General features: G+C 30.2%; 17 protein-coding genes and 1 pseudogene. 12 read left to right on the top strand and 6 right to left on the bottom strand.

Going from position 1 to position 16,766, the window contains the following annotated elements; genetic code table 11:
• Positions 1-28: 28 nt before the first annotated feature.
• On the bottom strand, positions 29-310 hold the full coding sequence (locus CCO88_RS04630) for a metal-sensing transcriptional repressor (protein WP_002779742.1): 282 nt from the start codon (positions 308-310) through the stop codon (positions 29-31).
• 143 nt (positions 311-453) lie between these two features.
• Here CCO88_RS04630 and CCO88_RS04625 point away from each other — a divergent pair, with 143 nt between their 5' ends.
• The 11 genes and pseudogenes from CCO88_RS04625 to CCO88_RS04575 all read left to right on the top strand — a co-directional run bounded on the left by CCO88_RS04625 (position 454) and on the right by CCO88_RS04575 (position 10,066).
• The gene (locus tag CCO88_RS04625; RefSeq protein ID WP_025443335.1) at positions 454-1,791 is read left to right on the top strand and encodes a S41 family peptidase; all 1,338 of its coding nucleotides are present in this window, start codon (positions 454-456) and stop codon (positions 1,789-1,791) included.
• A gap of 2 nt (positions 1,792-1,793) precedes the next feature.
• Positions 1,794-2,504 (top strand): phosphoribosylaminoimidazolesuccinocarboxamide synthase, encoded by a 711-nt coding sequence (purC, locus tag CCO88_RS04620; protein WP_002776052.1) that lies wholly within the window; start codon positions 1,794-1,796, stop codon positions 2,502-2,504.
• A gap of 8 nt (positions 2,505-2,512) precedes the next feature.
• Positions 2,513-2,758, top strand: a complete 246-nt coding sequence (gene purS, locus CCO88_RS04615) for a phosphoribosylformylglycinamidine synthase subunit PurS (protein ID WP_002776055.1) — start codon at positions 2,513-2,515, stop codon at positions 2,756-2,758.
• Positions 2,758-3,454: pseudogene (gene purQ / locus CCO88_RS04610) on the top strand (phosphoribosylformylglycinamidine synthase I). Before purS ends, purQ begins: the two are co-directional and overlap by 1 nt.
• Before the next feature lie 31 nt (positions 3,455-3,485).
• The gene (locus CCO88_RS04605) at positions 3,486-4,598 is read left to right on the top strand and encodes an SH3 domain-containing protein (protein ID WP_235694512.1); all 1,113 of its coding nucleotides are present in this window, start codon (positions 3,486-3,488) and stop codon (positions 4,596-4,598) included.
• Positions 4,579-5,271 (top strand): lysophospholipid acyltransferase family protein, encoded by a 693-nt coding sequence (locus CCO88_RS04600; protein ID WP_025443334.1) that lies wholly within the window; start codon positions 4,579-4,581, stop codon positions 5,269-5,271. Before CCO88_RS04605 ends, CCO88_RS04600 begins: the two co-directional genes overlap by 20 nt.
• Positions 5,265-5,633 (top strand): fluoride efflux transporter CrcB, encoded by a 369-nt coding sequence (gene crcB, locus CCO88_RS04595; protein WP_002780858.1) that lies wholly within the window; start codon positions 5,265-5,267, stop codon positions 5,631-5,633. Before CCO88_RS04600 ends, crcB begins: the two co-directional genes overlap by 7 nt.
• A 72-nt stretch (positions 5,634-5,705) precedes the next feature.
• Positions 5,706-7,535 carry a molecular chaperone HtpG gene (htpG, locus tag CCO88_RS04590; RefSeq protein WP_002839601.1) on the top strand — a complete coding sequence of 610 codons (1,830 nt, stop codon included), beginning with the start codon at positions 5,706-5,708 and terminating at the stop codon, positions 7,533-7,535.
• Positions 7,532-7,852: a rhodanese-like domain-containing protein gene (locus CCO88_RS04585; RefSeq protein ID WP_002780862.1), complete on the top strand. Its 321-nt coding sequence runs from the start codon at positions 7,532-7,534 to the stop codon at positions 7,850-7,852. The genes htpG and CCO88_RS04585 overlap by 4 nt, the downstream gene beginning before the upstream one ends.
• A complete protein-coding gene (locus tag CCO88_RS04580; protein WP_002780864.1) occupies positions 7,849-8,283 on the top strand; it encodes a hypothetical protein in 435 nt (144 codons plus the stop codon). The genes CCO88_RS04585 and CCO88_RS04580 overlap by 4 nt, the downstream gene beginning before the upstream one ends.
• Complete coding sequence (locus tag CCO88_RS04575; RefSeq protein WP_002839600.1) at positions 8,258-10,066, top strand: Na/Pi cotransporter family protein; 1,809 nt, start codon at positions 8,258-8,260, stop codon at positions 10,064-10,066. The genes CCO88_RS04580 and CCO88_RS04575 overlap by 26 nt, the downstream gene beginning before the upstream one ends.
• Here CCO88_RS04575 and CCO88_RS04570 read toward each other — a convergent pair.
• From CCO88_RS04570 to mltG, 5 genes are all read right to left on the bottom strand, one after another.
• Entirely contained in the window at positions 10,059-11,864 is a 1,806-nt protein-coding gene (locus tag CCO88_RS04570; RefSeq protein WP_002791851.1) for a peptidoglycan D,D-transpeptidase FtsI family protein, read from the bottom strand. The genes CCO88_RS04575 and CCO88_RS04570 overlap by 8 nt on opposite strands.
• Before the next feature lie 5 nt (positions 11,865-11,869).
• Positions 11,870-12,169, bottom strand: coding sequence for a flagellar hook-basal body complex protein FliE (gene fliE, locus CCO88_RS04565; RefSeq protein ID WP_002776071.1), 300 nt, complete (start codon positions 12,167-12,169; stop codon positions 11,870-11,872).
• A gap of 6 nt (positions 12,170-12,175) precedes the next feature.
• The gene (flgC, locus tag CCO88_RS04560) at positions 12,176-12,670 is read right to left on the bottom strand and encodes a flagellar basal body rod protein FlgC (protein WP_002776072.1); all 495 of its coding nucleotides are present in this window, start codon (positions 12,668-12,670) and stop codon (positions 12,176-12,178) included.
• Positions 12,671-12,679: 9 nt separating this feature from the next.
• Complete coding sequence (gene flgB, locus CCO88_RS04555; RefSeq protein ID WP_002776076.1) at positions 12,680-13,111, bottom strand: flagellar basal body rod protein FlgB; 432 nt, start codon at positions 13,109-13,111, stop codon at positions 12,680-12,682.
• A 75-nt stretch (positions 13,112-13,186) separates the two neighbouring features.
• On the bottom strand, positions 13,187-14,188 hold the full coding sequence (gene mltG / locus CCO88_RS04550) for an endolytic transglycosylase MltG (RefSeq protein ID WP_002776077.1): 1,002 nt from the start codon (positions 14,186-14,188) through the stop codon (positions 13,187-13,189).
• On the opposite strand from mltG, the gene CCO88_RS04545 reads away from it, so the two are divergent.
• Entirely contained in the window at positions 14,103-16,673 is a 2,571-nt protein-coding gene (locus CCO88_RS04545) for a YhdP family protein (protein WP_002804760.1), read from the top strand. The two genes, mltG and CCO88_RS04545, sit on opposite strands and share 86 nt — an antisense overlap.
• The last annotated feature ends 93 nt before the right edge of the window (positions 16,674-16,766 follow it).

Raw genomic sequence — 16,766 nt, 5'->3', positions numbered from 1 at the left:
AAGTATTGAATTTTAAGCACTTAAATAGCTATTTTACAAACATATCAATAGCCTTGTTTAAATCCTCTATGCTTTGCGTATCTTTTTCCATCACCGCATGATACATACAATGGGCTAAATGTTCTTTAAGTATGGCTTTAGCGGTATTGTTAACCGCTGCTTTAACCGCAGCAAGCTGGATAAGAATATCACTACAATCCTCATCTCTTTCAACCATTTTTTTAATAGCTTCTAAATGTCCTATAGTGCGACTTAAACGATTACTTATGGCTTTGATATGTTTTGGAGAATGCGTATGAGTGTGTTTCATTTATATTCTTTCTTGCTTTGAAATTAAAAAATATAAAATATTTTAGCATTAATTTTTTTTAAATCCATTAAACTTATAACAAATTTAGTATTATTTACGAATTTTTAAGCAAAAGTTATTAAAATTTGGGCTTAAAATATTTAATTTTGGAGTTCATTTTGAGTAGTAAAAGATTTCTAGCCGCTATTACAGGTTTTACAGGCTCTTTGGCTCTTTGTGTTTTTTTAGCAAGCAACCTACAAGCAAAACCAAAGAATCCATCTGATTTAATGCAACAACGCTTAGAGTCTTTAGATAAATTGACTAAAACTTTGGCTATAGTTGAGCAGTATTATGTAGATGATGAAAATATTACAGATTTGATTGATAAATCACTTTCTGGACTTTTGAGCAATCTTGATGCGCATTCTTCTTTTTTAAATGAAAAAGATTTTAATGATATGAAAATTCAAACAAGTGGTGAATTTGGTGGACTTGGGATCACTGTAGGTATGAAAGATGGCGCCTTGACTGTTATTTCTCCTATAGAGGGAACTCCAGCAGATAAAGCTGGGATTAAATCAGGCGATATAATATTAAAAATCAACGATGAGGCTACTTTGGGAATCAATTTAAACGATGCAGTGGATAAAATGCGCGGAAAACCAAAGACGCAAATCACTCTTACTATATTTAGAAAAGGAGCAACTAAGCCTTTTGATGTTACTTTAACGCGTGATATTATTAAAGTAGAAAGTGTTTATGCAAAGCTTATCGAAGATGAAAATATACTTTATTTAAGAGTTACGAATTTTGATAAAAATGTTGTGGACATGACAAGTAAAGAGCTTAAAAAACATCCTAATGTAAAGGGTGTAATTTTGGATTTAAGAAATAACCCTGGCGGTCTTTTAAATCAAGCTACAGGGCTTGTTAATTTATTTGTAGATAAAGGAGTAATTGTTTCTCAAAAAGGACGCGTTACAAGTGAAAATCAAGAGTATACAGCAAATCCAAAAAATAAAATTTCTGACAGTTCTTTAGTAGTGCTTGTGAATGGCGGAAGTGCGAGTGCTAGTGAGATTGTTAGTGGGGCTTTGCAAGATCTTAAGCGAGCTATAATCATAGGAGAAAATACTTTTGGAAAAGGCAGTGTTCAACAAATTATTCCGATCAATGAAACTGAAGCTTTAAGACTTACTATTGCAAGATATTATTTGCCAAGTGGGCGCACTATACAAGCAGTAGGTGTAAAACCTGATATTGAAGTATTTCCAGGAAAAGTTAATACTCAAGAAGATGGCTTTAATATCAAAGAAAGTGATTTAAAGCAGCATTTAGAAAGTGAATTGGAAAAACTTGATAAAAATGAGAAAAAAGAAGACAAAAAAGAGCAAAAAAATGATAAAAATATCATTACTCAAAAGCAAATTAATGATGATGCGCAGTTAAAATCTGCCATAGATACCATTAAAATATTAAATATTAAACAAGGACAATAATTATGAAAAAAAAAGAATTACTTTATGAAGGTAAGGGTAAAAAACTCTATACAACCGAAGATGAAAATTTTCTTATAAGCGAATTTAAAGACGATTTAACAGCCTTTAATGCTGAAAAAAAAGGAAGTGAAAGTGGAAAAGGTGCATTAAATTGCAAAATCAGCACAGAACTTTTTCATTTGCTTGAAAAAAATGGCATAAAAACTCATTTAGTTGAAACCATTAGTGATAATGAGCAAGTGGTAAAAAAATGCAAAATTGTGCCTATTGAGGTTATAGTGCGCAATGTTGCAACAGGATCGCTTACAAAAAGATTGGGTATTAAAGACGGCACAGTTTTGCCTTTTGCTTTGGTGGAATTTTGTCTTAAGAACGATGAGTTAGGAGATCCTTTTATCAATGATGAGCATTGTTTGATTTTAAATTTAGTACAAAATGAAGCACAGATTAAAGAAATTAAAGAAATGGCTAAAAAAATCAATGCGATTTTAACTCCTTTTTTTGATGCTAAAAATTTAAGACTTATTGACTTTAAAATTGAGCTAGGTTTAACTAAAGACAATGAGCTTGTTTTAGCCGATGAAATCAGTCCTGATAGCTGTAGATTTTGGGATAAATTTAGCAATGAAAAGCTAGACAAAGATAGATTTCGTCAAGATTTAGGAAATGTTAAAATGGCCTATGAAGAAGTTTTAAAAAGAATTTTAAACTAAGGAATATCATGAAAATACTTGTCAATGTTTTTTTAAAAAATGGTGTTTTAGATCCTCAAGGAAAAGCTATAGAAAAGGCTTTACATTCTTTAAATTTTAATGAAATCAAAGAAGCAAGAGTAGCCAAACAAATCGTGCTTGATTTAGATGAGAGTGATGAACAAAAAGCAAAAGAACGCGTGAAAAGTATGTGTGAAGAGCTTTTGGTAAATAGTGTAATCGAAGATTATGAGCTTATTGTAAGTGAGAAATGATGAAAGTTGCTATTATTAGATTTCCTGGAACAAACTGCGAATTTGATACCCAATATGCTTTTGAAAAACTTGGTGTAAAAGCACAAATCATTTGGCATGAAGAAAAAGAAATTGATGCAGACTTAGTGGTTTTGCCTGGAGGATTTTCGTATGGAGATTATCTAAGATGTGCAGCCATTGCTAAAATCGCTCCTGCTATGCAAGGTGTTATCGCACATGCGAAAAGAGGAGGATATATTTTAGGAATTTGCAATGGCTTTCAAATCTTGCTTGAAAGTGGACTTTTAGAAGGTGCTATGAAGTACAATAATAATTTAAGTTTTATCTCCAAAAATCAAAATTTAAGAGTTGTTTCAAATGATAATGTTTTTTTAAAGAATTTTCAAAAAGATGAAATTATCAATCTTCCTGTTGCTCATGGTGAAGGAAATTATTATGCAGATGAAGCTACCTTGAAAAAAATGCAAGATAAAGATTTAATTCTTTTAAAATACGAACCAAATCCTAATGGCTCTGTGTTGGATATCGCAGGAATTTGTGATGAAAATAAAAAAATTTTTGGCCTTATGCCTCATCCAGAGCGCGCTTGCGATAAAATATTAGGTAATGATATAGGCTTAAGAATGCTCGAAGGTTTTATGTGAGAATAATATTTTTTTTAGTTTTTGTTTGTCTGAGTCTTTTTGCTCGAAGTGAAATTTCTGTTTTTGATGGTCAAGATGAAAATATGCAAAGAGAATTGCAAAAACTTCCAAAAGAGGAACAGCAAATCTATCAAAATATCGCTCCAAGTGATGAAAATTCCGATTTTGATAGTAATATATATGATCCTTTTATACCTCAAAGTTCATTAGTTCTTACTACTGATGATTATGTTAATAAAGTATATATTGGAGAAGTATTTCCCATAGTTCTTCATGCTAAGATTACAGAGGATACAAATTTTGATTTTAACATCACTTTGCAAAAAAGCAAGGACTTGATCTTTTTAAATCCTGATTTAAAATGGGAATATATTAAAGGCGATTATAGGGCTGTTTTGTGGTTTGAGGCTAAAACTTCAAATGCAAATTTAGAACAGATTTCAGTCAGCCTTTTAAGAAATGGAAAAATTTTTCAAAGTGCTAGTATTAGTATAGGTGCTATCCATTTTGAAAATACACCTAATAATAAAAATTTTTCACATCTTGTGGCAAGTTCCTTGGAGGTTAAAAAAATCAAAACCAGTTATTTTGATGATTCAAGCATTATTACAATGATTGAACTAAGCGCCACAAATGCAAATCTTAAGAGCTTTTTTGTAAATGGAGTCGAGAAACAGGGTATTGAAAATTTAAAGGGTGATTTTAATTCTTCTAATGCTTTTTATTATGCTATTTTTCCATCGACTAAAACAGATTTTGAATTTTCTTATTTTAACAAAGATACTAAAAAAATGGAAAATATGAGCTTTAAGCTTAAAATCAGCGATGATGAGGTGAGCACTCAAAGCGATTTAAATCCTACAAATAGGGATTTTAATATTTATAAACAATATGCTCTTTGGGCTTTGACTCTTATTTTGGCATTATGGTTTGTTTGGAAGAAAAATTATTTTATTTTAGCAGGAGCGCTTTTATGTTTTATACTTGGTTTTCTTGTAGATACTAACACAGAAAATGCAATTTTAAAAGCGGGTTCTAGGGCTAAAATTTTACCAACTGAATCATCAACTTATTTTTATACAGCAAATTCTAACGAAAAGGTTGAGGTGTTAGGCAAAAGACTTCATTATGTTAAAGTGCTTTTTCGCGATGGTAAGATAGGATGGGTTGAAAGTAGTGATTTACAAAAAAATTAAAGCTTTATATTTTTGGTTCTTTTTTATTATAAGCGTAGCTTTTGTTGTGCTATGTTTTTGTTTTATCAAATCTCAAGATACGCTTTGGAAACTTCGAAAATCTTGGGCTAGATTTCAAAAAAATATTCTTTTTTACAAATATGAAGTCATAGGGGAATTTGATCTTAAAGCAAATATGATTTTAATGAATCATCAAAGTACCTTAGATATCATAGCTTTAGAGGATTTGTATCCTAAAAATTTATGTTGGATTGCCAAAAAAGAATTAGGCGAAATTCCTCTTTTTAAAATTGCCATTAAAAAACCTAAACTTCTTTGCATAGATAGAAAAAATCCACGCGATTTGGTGCGTGTTTTAAAAGAAGCTAAACAAAGGCTTAGTGAAGATAGAGTTTTGGCGATTTTTCCTGAAGGAACGCGTTCTAGGAATGAAAAATTGCTTAAATTTCAAAGTGGTGCTAAAATTTTAAGTGAAAAGCTTGATTTAAAAGTGCAGCCTATTTTGATTGTTGATTCTGCGAAAATTTTAGACACTAAAAGTTTTAGTGCTAGTTCTGGAGTATTGAAAATCATTTGCATGGATTTAGTGGATACGAGTGATGAAAAATGGCTTGAAAATACTAGAAAAAAAATGCAAGAATTACTAGATCAAGAAAGAGCTAAGCTTTGCTAAATACCATTTTAGTTGTTGGTCTTGGGGGTTTTATAGGGGCGGTTTTAAGAATGCTTTCTATCAATTTGATAAATAAAATTTTACCCCATTCTATAAGCTTTGGTACTCTTTTTGTTAATGTCTTAGGATCTTTTATGATGGGGCTTTTGTTTTCTTATGCACATCATAAGGGTTTATCTCCTGCGCTCAAAAGCTTTATAAGTACAGGATTTTTAGGAGCTTTTACAACTTTTTCTACATTTTCTTATGAAAATTTACTGCTTTTACAAAGTGGAAATTATTTTAATTTTTCTTTAAATATTTTATTAAATATAATCCTTTGCCTGATAGCAGTTTGGCTTGGTTTTATAATTTTTAAGTAAGCTCTTGAAATTTACCTTAGAATTTGTATTTTTTGCTAAAATATCTGTTTCAAAATTTATAAAGGAGAAAAAATGCAGTTTCAAACTGAAGTAAATCAACTTTTACAATTGATGATTCATTCCTTATACTCAAACAAGGAAATATTTTTAAGAGAACTTGTATCAAATTCAAGTGATGCTTTAGATAAACTTAATTTTTTAAGCGTGAGTGATGATAAATATAAAAGTTTAAAATTTGAACCTAGAATAGATATTAAAATCGATAAAGATAAGAAAACCCTTACTATTAGCGATAATGGTATAGGTATGGATAAAGATGATCTTATTAACAATCTTGGAACCATAGCAAAAAGTGGTACAAAAAGTTTTTTAGAGAATTTAAGTGGTGATGCAAAAAAAGATTCTCAACTTATAGGACAATTTGGTGTAGGTTTTTATTCTGCATTTATGGTGGCTAGTAAAATCGAAGTTTTAAGCAAAAAAGCTTTAGATGATAAAGCTTATCTTTGGATTTCTGATGCAAATGGCTATGAGATTGAAGATGCGACTAAAGAAGAGCAAGGGACAAGTATTACTTTATATTTAAAAGATGATGAATTTGCAAATTCTTATAAAATCGAAAGTATTATAGAAAAATATTCAAATCATATCCAATTTCCAATTTTTATGGAAAAAGAGGAATTTATCCCTGCTAAAGAGGGCGAGGAAGAAGGAAAAACCGAGCTTAAAATTTCTCAAATTAATAAAGCTAATGCCTTGTGGAGAATGCAAAAATCAAGCCTTAAGGCAGAGGATTATGAAAGATTTTATGAGCAAAATTTTCACGATTCTAACAAGCCTTTGCTTTATCTTCATACTAAGAGTGAGGGAAAATTAGAATACAATTCTTTATTTTTTATTCCGCAAAATGCACCTTTTGATCTTTATCGTGTGGATTATCAAAGCGGATTAAAACTTTATGTAAAACGCGTATTTATCAGCGATGATGATAAGGAGCTTTTACCGACTTATTTGCGTTTTGTGCGCGGGATTATTGATGTAGAGGATTTACCACTTAATGTAAGCCGTGAAATTTTACAAGAAAATCAAATTTTAAAAGGCGTAAAAGAAGCCAGCGTTAAAAAAATACTTAGCGAGCTTGAAAAACTTAAAAATAAAGATAAAGAAAAATATTTAAGCTTTTTTAAGAATTTTGGCAAAGTGTTAAAAGAGGGACTTTATGGTTTTGGTGGCGAAAAAGACAGTCTTTTAAAACTCATGCTTTATAAAAGCACTAAGGGTGAAAGTTTGCGCTCTTTAGAAGAATATAAAAATGATATACAAGGCGAGCAAAAAGAAATTTTCTATATCGCTGGAAACAATGAAAGCTTGCTTAGAAATTCACCTTTACTTGAAGAATATAAGCAAAAAAATATAGAAGTATTACTTATGGATGATGAGATTGATTCTTTGGTTACTCCTATGCTTGGAGAATATGAAGGCTTGAAATTTATAGCCATTAATCAAGTTGAAGATAAAAATGAATTAAGCGATGAGGAAAAAAATGAATTTGCTCCATTGGTGGCTAAATTTAAAGAGCTTTTAAAGGATCAAGTTGAAGATGTGAGACTTACAAGTCGTTTAAAAGATAGTCCAAGTTGTATTGTTTATGATAAAAATAAGCCTGATTTTGCAATGCAGCAGCTTTTAAAACAAATGGGACAAGAACAAAACTTTAAACCTATTTTAGAAATCAATCCAAAACACGCCATTTTTACAGGTCTTAAAAATAATGAAACTTTTAGTGCTGATATAGCAACCTTAGTTTTAAATATGGCAAAACTTAGCGAAGGTATGGGTGTGGATAATCCGGCTGAATTTAATGCAAGCCTTACAAAAATCATCACTAAGGCTTTCTCATGATTACAAATCTCCCAGCAAGTGTTTGGATGAAGCAGGATTTAAGCGAATATCAAATTTTTGATGTTCGCACTCCAGCTGAATGGGAGGAGGGTGTTTTACCTCATGCTGAATGTGTAGCTTTGTATGATAATCATGGGCTTTTAAATGCTAATTTTTTAGAAGAATTTCAAGCGAGAAGAAATGAAAATAAAAAACTTGCTTTTATTTGTCGTGGAGGTCATAGAAGTATGATGGCTGCAAATTTTATTAAAAATGAACTCGGTTTAGAAAGTGTAAATTTAGATGGTGGGATGTTGGCATTAAAAGGCTTGATATGATAGGACTTTATTTGTTGATAGCAGCGTTATCTTTTTTACTCCTTTATTTTGCACTTAAAAAACTTACTTTAAATATAGATGAAAAGGCCTTGCTTGAGCCTATAAAATCAGATATTTATCCCAAATTTTGTGATATTATCGATGAAAGAATTAGAGAATTTAAGGATGGGGTTCAAAATAATAGTTTTACCTTAAAAGATCAAGATAAAAAAGATGAATTATTGGAAAAATTAGGGGATTTAAGCAGAGAGCTTACCTTCATACAAACAATGAATTTAAGCAATAAAAGCGATAGTGTATGGCAAAGTGAGCTTTTTGATTTTTTAAAAGAGCTTGAAAAATTATTGCTTGAATATTTGGAAAATGGCGAAGAAGAGGCTGAAAATTTAAGAGAAAATTTGATGAATGAATTTGAAAAGCTTAGAGGCTAAGGTGCAAGAACGCAAAAACTTTTTAAAATATCTCAAGATGACTTTTTGGGGTATTTTTACTTTGGTTTTAATCTTTGCTTTAATTCGATTTAGTGAATTGGCTAATTTATTGGCTGGAGTTGCAATTTTACTTATAGGAATGACCAATTTAAGCCTAGGATTTAAATCTTTTAGTGGCGGCTTGCTTGAAAAAATTCTTACTCACTCGACAAATACAAAACTTAAAAGCATACTTTTTGGTGCTATTAGCACTCTTATCATGCAATCTTCAACTTTAGTTTCGATTATCTCTCTTTCTTTTTTGAGCGCAGGACTAATATCTTTAGTTGCTGGTGTGGGTATTATTTTTGGTGCAAATTTGGGAAATACTGCAAGTTCATGGTTGATTGTTTGGCTTACAAGAGTTAATATTTCTATCTTGGCTATACCTTTGCTCGTAATTGGAGTTTTGTTTTTCTTTCAAAAAGATAATATGATTAAAAGTTTTGGAAATATTTTTATAGGTATAGGTTTTTTCTTCTTAGGAGTGGATTATATAAAAAATGGTTTTAATGAATTTCAAGATGCTATAGATTTGTCTTATTTTGATTTTACAGGTTTTAAGGGAGTGTTGATTTTTGTAGGTCTTGGGGCTTTGCTTACAGGTATTATTCAATCAAGCACAGCAACAATAGCCATTATAGTCGCAGCACTATTGACAGGGCAAATCAGTTTTGAAAATTCTTTAGCAGCGACTTTGGGTACGAGTGTAGGAGGTGTGGTAACAGCTGTGCTAGCTTCTTTAAGTACTAATGTTGAGGGCAAAAAGCTTGCTTTTGCAAATTGTATTTTTAATTTTACTATTGCAATTATAATCATACTTATTTTTCCTTATTTTATTGATTTTTTAAATGGGATGGCAAAAATTTTAAATATAGAAAATTTAGCTTTAAAAATGGCCTTATTTCATACTTTGTTTAATCTTTTAGGAATATTTATCTTTGTATTGTTTATCCCACAATTGGTAAATTTTTTAAACAAAATCGTTAAAGCACCTAAAGATAAAAATAAAGATCGACCCTTATATCTTGAACCTAGTTTATTGAAATTTAGTGATACAGCTATCGAAGCTTTGCGAAAAGAAAGCGAACATCTTTATGATAATGCGTATGCGATTATCGCTCATGCTATAGGGTTGAGTCGTAAAGATATACAAAGCAATAAAAGCTTTGAAGAAATTTTGCAAAATAAAAAATGGTTTAGTAAAAATGTGGATTTGGATTATTTGTATCAAACTAGAATCAAAGTGCTTTTTGAAGCTATCATTGACTTTTCAACCAAAGCGCAAATTCACATAGATGATGAACTTAAAAATCACAGAATTTTTACTTTTAAAATCGCTGCTAAAAATCTTACAGAGGCAACTAAAAATTTAAAATTAGTTCAAGAAAATATCAAAAAATACTCTAATTGCGGTAATAAAGATTTGGCCTTAGAATACAATAAAATAAGATCTAATTTGGGAGAATTGCTAAGAAGTATTCAAGAGCTTAGAAGCGTGGACGATGAAAAAGTGTATTTGATTATTAAAAATCTTCAAAAAGGCAAGGAAATTCTAAAAGAAATTGATGGTTTAATTCTTAATAATGTCGAACATCTTATTTTAGTTAGAAAAATCACTACCGCAGAGGGTATATCTATAATTAATGATACAAGTTTTATTGCTAAGATTGCTAAAGATCTTATAGATGCCGTTGAAATCATTTTCGCAAGAGAAAAGGTGCTTTGGGATGATATTAATTAAGAGTTTGATTATTTTCTGTGATGATAGGGGTTAGAAAATCTTCATTGATTAAAATATCTACAACATCTTTAAACATAGGCAAAGCACTTTGAGCAGCATAGTAACTATAAGGCTTGGTAGGGTTTCTTACTAAAACCCCTATGGTATAGTTATGTTTTGTATCGTTGGCAAAACCGAAAAAAGAAGCATTATAGCGATTGGAGGTATAGCCTTGTCTTTCTGCAATACGCGCAGTTCCTGTTTTACCCCCTACGATTATACCTTGAGTGATAGCTTTTTTTCCTGTGCCTTTTTCTATAACATCAATAAGAATTTTTTGCATGGTTTGCGCTGCTTGCGGGGTTAAAATAACTTCTTTTTTGATATCCTCTTCAAGACTTACAAAGCGTCCATCTTGATAGAATTTTTCAGCCAAATGCGGAGTGATGTAAACTCCATTGTTATTAAAAACATTATAAGCAGCAAGTAGTTGTATAAAGGTTGTTTTTAAGCCATATCCATAGCTTAATACCGACTTTTCTATATCTCTTAAGCGCTTGGAATTAGGGATTTCTCCTTTTTGCTCGTAAGGCAAGTCAATTCCGCTTTTTTCGCCAAATTTAAAAATTTTAAGTCCAGCAATGATTTCAAGATTACTCAATCTTTTCGCAATTTGTATCATACCTATATTAGAAGAATATCTAATCACCTCTTCCATAGTCATTTTATCCATTTTATGATCATCTCTAATAGTGAAACGCCCCAGTTTATAAGCTCCACCATAGGTGTTAATTACTTCATCTGTCTTGAGTTTGCCAAGTCTTAGAGCAGTTGTAAAAATAAAAGGCTTGATAACCGATCCTGCTTCATATCCATACTCTATAGCGCTTGCATTTAAAACAGATAAATCTTTACCGCGATTTTGGGGATCATAACGCCTAGAACTTGCCAGAGCTAGAATTTGACCTGTTTTACTATCCATAACTCCGACTATGATTTCATTAGCTTTTAAATCTTCATTTCTTCCATCAATCGCTTTTTCAATACTTTTTTGAAGTTTTAAGGATATATTAAGATATAAAAGACAGCCATCAATCTTTTTTTGCTGCAATGAGTTTAAATTTAAGATTATATTTCCACCTATATCTTTTAGGCCTTGAATTTTTTCATTTTGGAGTGGACTTAAGCAGTCGTCATAGTATTTTTCAAGTCCTTTTACTCCAACATTTTTTAAAATTCCGCTTTGAGGATCTAAAACCATTTTAGTATAACCTATGGCTGGAGTTAAAGCATCTTTAGACATATAAATTCTATCTTCTTCATGTTCGATAATGCTTAAACCTCTTGTTTCAACCTTTCCTAGGTTATTGGTAAATGCTTTAAAAAATCCTTGTATATAAAGCTTTTTTGCAAGATCTCTAAGATAGCTTGCTTGTTTAGAATCTAAATTTTGAGAAAGGATAAAATGATAGGATCGTTTTTTCTGTTTTTGAATTCTTTTTTTAATATCTGCAATTTCATCATCGCTAATTCCACTATATATTTGAAAAAGCTTTAAAAATAAATCAAATTTATCCTTATTGATACTTCTTAAATCAATTTCTGCGCGATAAATTTGCCTTGAGCTTGTGATAGTAAAATTATCTTTAGTGATGATATTTCCGCGTAAGGCAAGAGAGTATTGATCTTTTTCAGTGTTGGGGATATGGCGCTTTGAAGTGAGAAAAAAGGTAGAGCTAAGAAAAATGATCATAAAAAAAAGCGCCATGCAGTAAGCAAAGGCGACTTTTGAAACACGATTTTTCTTATGCTCTTGCATACAGCTTAAATTTGTGTTCTTGTGATTTCTTTATAAGCGCTGATAGCTTTATTTCGAACCTCTAGCATAAATTTCATACTGCTTTCAGCTTTTGTGATAGCAATAGCTGCTTGGTGTAAATCTTTTACCTGTCCTGTTGCAATATCTGTCATCGCAGCTTCTGCAGTTTTTTGAGTTTTATCTAAATCTTCGATTTCGTTTTTAAGCATTTTAGCAAATTCATCGCCGATTTTATCATTAGAATTTTGGCTTTTGTTTGCATTTGAAATGTTATTATTTAATCTTAAATCATTAATATTATTCATATTTTATTATCCTCTTAATAAATCAATCGCACTTTGAGCTATGGTTTTTGCACTTGTAAAAGCACTAACATTAGCTTGATAAGCTCTTGTTGCTTCAATCAAATCTGCCATTTCGATGACAGGATTTACATTTGGATATGCTACATAGCCTTGCGCATTAGCATCAGGATGAGAAGGATCATATTTCATACGAAAATCTTTATCATCTCTTACGACTTTATCTACAACAACGCTTTGTATAGCAGGCTTTGCCTCTTCAGGTGAGCTTGGATCATTTAAAGGATTTTCATATTTTAAAAAGTTATTGTCCTTATTAATTTGCTCGTTTAAAAGCTTATCAAAATCTGTCGCTTTAAAGATCACTTCGCGTCTTCGATAAGGTCCGCCTTCAGCTGTTCTTGTTGTGTTTGCATTAGCTATATTGGAGCTAATAACATTCATTCTAAAGCGTTGCGCACTTAAACCATATCCGCTAATATCAAAATCACTTAAGTATGCCATAATTTACCTTTAACTTAATTTAGAACTTGCATCAAGTATAGAGCTAAAAATATTACTTTGTCTTCTTAAGACCCCATCAAGAGCTGTAATCATCACTGTATTTTTACTCATTTCAGTTGTCTCAACATCTAAATCCACAGTATTTGCATCATTTCTTGCTAAATGTCCATCCCTTAGATAAATAGTAGATTTGCTAGGATCTGGGAATTTCCAAGGTTTTTGATGTCCTTCTTCAGTTATTGCTAATTGTAATTCTTTATTATCATTTTTTTTAAAGATTTCATTTGCACGATTTACTAAAGCAGTTTCAAATTCAATATCTCTTGCTTTATAAAAAGGAGTGTCAACATTTGCAAGGTTTGCATTGATGAGTTGATTTCTTAAATTTCTACCCGCTAAAGCACTTGTGATAAGTTCTTTTGATTTGAATGGGTTAATCATTTTTTATCCTTTTTATCATTTCAAAAATTAACAAGCAAATACTGTTCCAACTTGCATAAATTTTTGCAATTTTAGTTATTTGTTTTTTTGTGATTGAATGGCTTTATTATGATCATTGAGATTGGTGCTAAAAATATGCGCCCCTGTGGTTTTATCTCTTACAAAATATAAATAATCAGTTTTTGCAGGAAAGATAGCAGCACGAATTGCGGATAAAGAGACATTACAAACTGCTTCTTTAGGCAAACCTTCAAATTTATAAGTATTATAAGAGCTATTATCTTCTCTTATTCTTTGAGGAGTGATTTTTGTATGAGAATAAAATCCATAGTTTAAGGTTCCATCCATTTGGAGCTTCATACCTTTTTTTATACGGTTATAAATAACGCTTGCAACTATAGGCATTTCGCTTTCATTAGCCGCTTCTTTTTGAATGACTGATGCTGTTATGATGTATTGGTGCCATTTTTTGGCATTGTATTCGCCAAAAATTTTCTCCGAAGTTTTTCTATTTGAATTTTCTGCATGTTTGAGCAAAACTTGAACCAAAAGTGCTTCTGTGATTCCTTTTGGAATTTTGTAAGTTTCAGGAAGAAAAACCCCTTCTTTATATGTAGCTTGTTTTTCAAATTCGGCTAAAAGCGTGTTTTTATCAAGTTCTAATTGTTTTGCAGCTTGCTCTAAAAAAATCACACTGGTTTCTCCAGGGATGAGAGTAAGGGTTTCTAATGCTGCTTTAGCTATGGTGAGTTTGTGTAAAAATTCTATTCTATTGAGTTCTTTTGTGCCTATATTTATCCAGCCTGATTGAGGATGACCCAAGAAAAATAAGATATATTTATCAATCGTGCTCATTTCATATTTATTTTGTTTTAGATGTGTTATAATTTGAGCAATGGAACCTTGAGGCAAAAAAACAACAGAATTGCTTTTTAAAGGTTGTGTTAAATAATAAAAAATTCCTAAAATAAATATCAAAAAGAAGTTTCTAATGAAAAAGAAAATTGTATATGCATTACTTGTTTTAATTGTATTTATCTCAGTTGTATTTTTAGTTCTTAAGAATGGTATTCTCATATCTCATATCCAATTTAGTTTTTTAAATTTGGAGCAATTATATATTAAATTAGATAAAAAACTCATTGTACGAGCAAAAAATATCACATTTAATGAAGATAACAATGCAAGTATTCAGGATGATAAGAATGTAAATTCTGACTTTGCTTCTAAGGAATTGTTAAATATTACTAAAAATTTAAAATATCTTTATACTTTTGTTGAGGAAATAGACATACAAAATTTCAATATCAAAGATAATCATATGCGTATATTGTTTAAAAATGATGAATTTTTTGTAGATAATGATTTATTGTTTTTAAAACTTGCGCTACACAGAGAAGGAAAGGAAATTAATGCTGATATTAAAAATCTTTTGCTTAAAGATTATAATTTAAGCATAGATGGAAATTTAAGTATTAATGCAAAAAGTGAATTTTATAATTTTAAAGGCCAAGCAAATAGTGATTTGGCTGATTTTAAGATAAATATTTCTTACAAAAATCAAAACCTAGCCTATAAATTTGAAGATATCAATATTAGAGATATTACCACTATCTTCAATCAAGCAAAAAAAAGAATAGCATTGCCCGAACCTTTAGTTCTTTGGGTTGCGCATAGGGCTAAAGGAGATTTTTATCATTTTGATTTTATTCAAGGTTTTATTGATTTTTCTAAAAATAATTATTATTTTGATGATATCAGTGCTTGGGGTTATGCAAATAATGTAAAAGTTCGTTTGGATAATCAAATGAATGCTATTAATTTTCCAAAACTTGATTTAAATTTAAGCAATCAAAAATTAAATTTTACCTTCAATAAGGCAAGTTATAATGAATCAGATTTAAGTGAAAGCAAGGTGTTTTTATATGATTTATTTGATAATAAAAAGCATGGAATTTACTTGCGTATCAAATCTAAAAATTTAAAATTTGATGAAAAACTTGCTAAGGCATTAAAAAATTATGATTTAAATTTACCTTTTTACCAAAAAAATGGAAAACTTGGAAGTGATTTAGAGCTTATAATCGATTTTAACGAAAAGGGTGATGTAAAATATAATGGCACTTTGTCTTTAGAAAATGCGGAGCTTTCATTAGCAAATTTTAGCGTGGCTAGAGCTTTTGTTAAATTAAATCAAAATGATTTGAGTATAGAAAATGCAAGCGTAAAAAATGAGTTTTTGGAAGCAGATTTTAATGCTAAAATCGATCTAGCTACCCATAAGGGTATTTTTGATACTCAAATTTCAAGATTATATTTTGACAATGGCGAGCTTTTTGATATGAGAAATCAAAAAACAAAGATAAATTTAGACTATACAGATGATTTACAGCTTAGTGTGCCAGAATGGGATTTGACTTTAAATTTTAAAGAAGGATTTGAGGCATATGCAAACAATCCTAATATTTTAATCCCTCATTCGCCTTTATTAAAAAAATTCGGTTTTATGAGTGCAAAAAGTATTTATTATAAAAGTGTAGACTTTAATGATTTTAATGCGCAAATACAGGATGCTCATTTTAAAAATAACTTATTGGTTAATAACAAGCCTTACGAAAATGATAGCTTTGGTATTGTTCGTAAAAGTGGTGTTTTAAACATAAATACACAAAGTGGTTTAGCTAATGTTAAGGTTATTGATAATAATAAAACCATACATCTTAAAAATTTAACTTATATTTACCAAAAAGATGAAAATGTTTCTACTTCTTCATTTGATATAGCAAAAAATACTCAAAATATTATACTTAATGGAGAAAATCTCACTTTGATTTTAGCAGATTTTAACAAAACTCTAAATTTCGATAAAATGGAGGCAAATTTAAAAAGTGATATCTTAGATGCTAGGGCTACTCGCAAGAATGCAAATTTTGATCTTCATTATAGTCCTAATGATTTGAAATTATTTATTAAAAATATAAACGATGAACATCTGAATGAATTTTTGCAAAAACGGGCTGTGCAAGAGGGTGTCTTTAATTTTAGCGTGATAGGTAGTGGCCTAGATTATTTTGAGGGGGAATTTAATTTTAAAGATACCTTTATAAGGGACCTTAAAGGGGTTAATCAGCTTATATCTTTTATCGATACGGTTCCAAGTCTTTTGATGTTTAAAACTCCTACTTTTAATGAAAAAGGTTTAAGTTTGCATGATGGAAGAGTTGTTTTTAATCGTAAAAAGGATTTGTTAAGTTTTGAAGCGATTAATTTAAATGGCAACAGTATGGATTTGTATGGTTTAGGCAGTGCAAATTTAAGATTAAATACCATAGATATAGATTTAGAATTAAAAACTTTAAAATCAGCTTCTGAAACTATTTCAAAGGTTCCGATTTTAAATTATGTTATTTTGGGGAAAAATCAAGAGATAAGCGCCAATATAAAAGTCGATGGCGCTTTAGATGATCCAAAATTTCACACTCAAATTTTAAGCGATACTTTAAAAACCCCTTTTAATTTGATTAAAAATATCATACAACTTCCTTCTAATTTGTTTAATTAAAAGTGTTTAAAGTTTGTTTTAAAACTAAAACAAACTTTAAATTTACTCTTGCATTTTTTTTTAATTGTAATATACTTTAGATTGAAAAATAAA

The sequence above is a fragment of the Campylobacter coli LMG 9860 genome, assembly GCF_000254135.1.
GTDB lineage: Bacteria > Campylobacterota > Campylobacteria > Campylobacterales > Campylobacteraceae > Campylobacter_D > Campylobacter_D coli.
The sequence above is the reverse complement of the archived record's forward strand: the minus strand, read 5'-3'. Positions and strand labels throughout refer to the sequence as shown.

Excerpts from the sequence above, each read along its gene's own strand:
- CCO88_RS04630 (WP_002779742.1), bottom strand. The coding sequence starts at position 310 with ATGAAACACACTCATACGCATTCTCCAAAACATATCAAAGCCATAAGT.
- purC (WP_002776052.1), top strand. The coding sequence starts at position 1,794 with ATGAAAAAAAAAGAATTACTTTATGAAGGTAAGGGTAAAAAACTCTAT.
- purS (WP_002776055.1), top strand. The coding sequence starts at position 2,513 with ATGAAAATACTTGTCAATGTTTTTTTAAAAAATGGTGTTTTAGATCCT.
- CCO88_RS04605 (WP_235694512.1), top strand. The coding sequence starts at position 3,486 with ATGCAAAGAGAATTGCAAAAACTTCCAAAAGAGGAACAGCAAATCTAT.
- htpG (WP_002839601.1), top strand. The coding sequence starts at position 5,706 with ATGCAGTTTCAAACTGAAGTAAATCAACTTTTACAATTGATGATTCAT.
- CCO88_RS04585 (WP_002780862.1), top strand. The coding sequence starts at position 7,532 with ATGATTACAAATCTCCCAGCAAGTGTTTGGATGAAGCAGGATTTAAGC.
- CCO88_RS04580 (WP_002780864.1), top strand. The coding sequence starts at position 7,849 with ATGATAGGACTTTATTTGTTGATAGCAGCGTTATCTTTTTTACTCCTT.
- CCO88_RS04575 (WP_002839600.1), top strand. The coding sequence starts at position 8,258 with ATGAATTTGAAAAGCTTAGAGGCTAAGGTGCAAGAACGCAAAAACTTT.
- CCO88_RS04570 (WP_002791851.1), bottom strand. The coding sequence starts at position 11,864 with ATGCAAGAGCATAAGAAAAATCGTGTTTCAAAAGTCGCCTTTGCTTAC.
- fliE (WP_002776071.1), bottom strand. The coding sequence starts at position 12,169 with ATGAATAATATTAATGATTTAAGATTAAATAATAACATTTCAAATGCA.
- flgC (WP_002776072.1), bottom strand. The coding sequence starts at position 12,670 with ATGGCATACTTAAGTGATTTTGATATTAGCGGATATGGTTTAAGTGCG.
- flgB (WP_002776076.1), bottom strand. The coding sequence starts at position 13,111 with ATGATTAACCCATTCAAATCAAAAGAACTTATCACAAGTGCTTTAGCG.
- CCO88_RS04545 (WP_002804760.1), top strand. The coding sequence starts at position 14,103 with ATGAAAAAGAAAATTGTATATGCATTACTTGTTTTAATTGTATTTATC.
- mltG (WP_002776077.1), bottom strand. The coding sequence starts at position 14,188 with ATGAGAATACCATTCTTAAGAACTAAAAATACAACTGAGATAAATACA.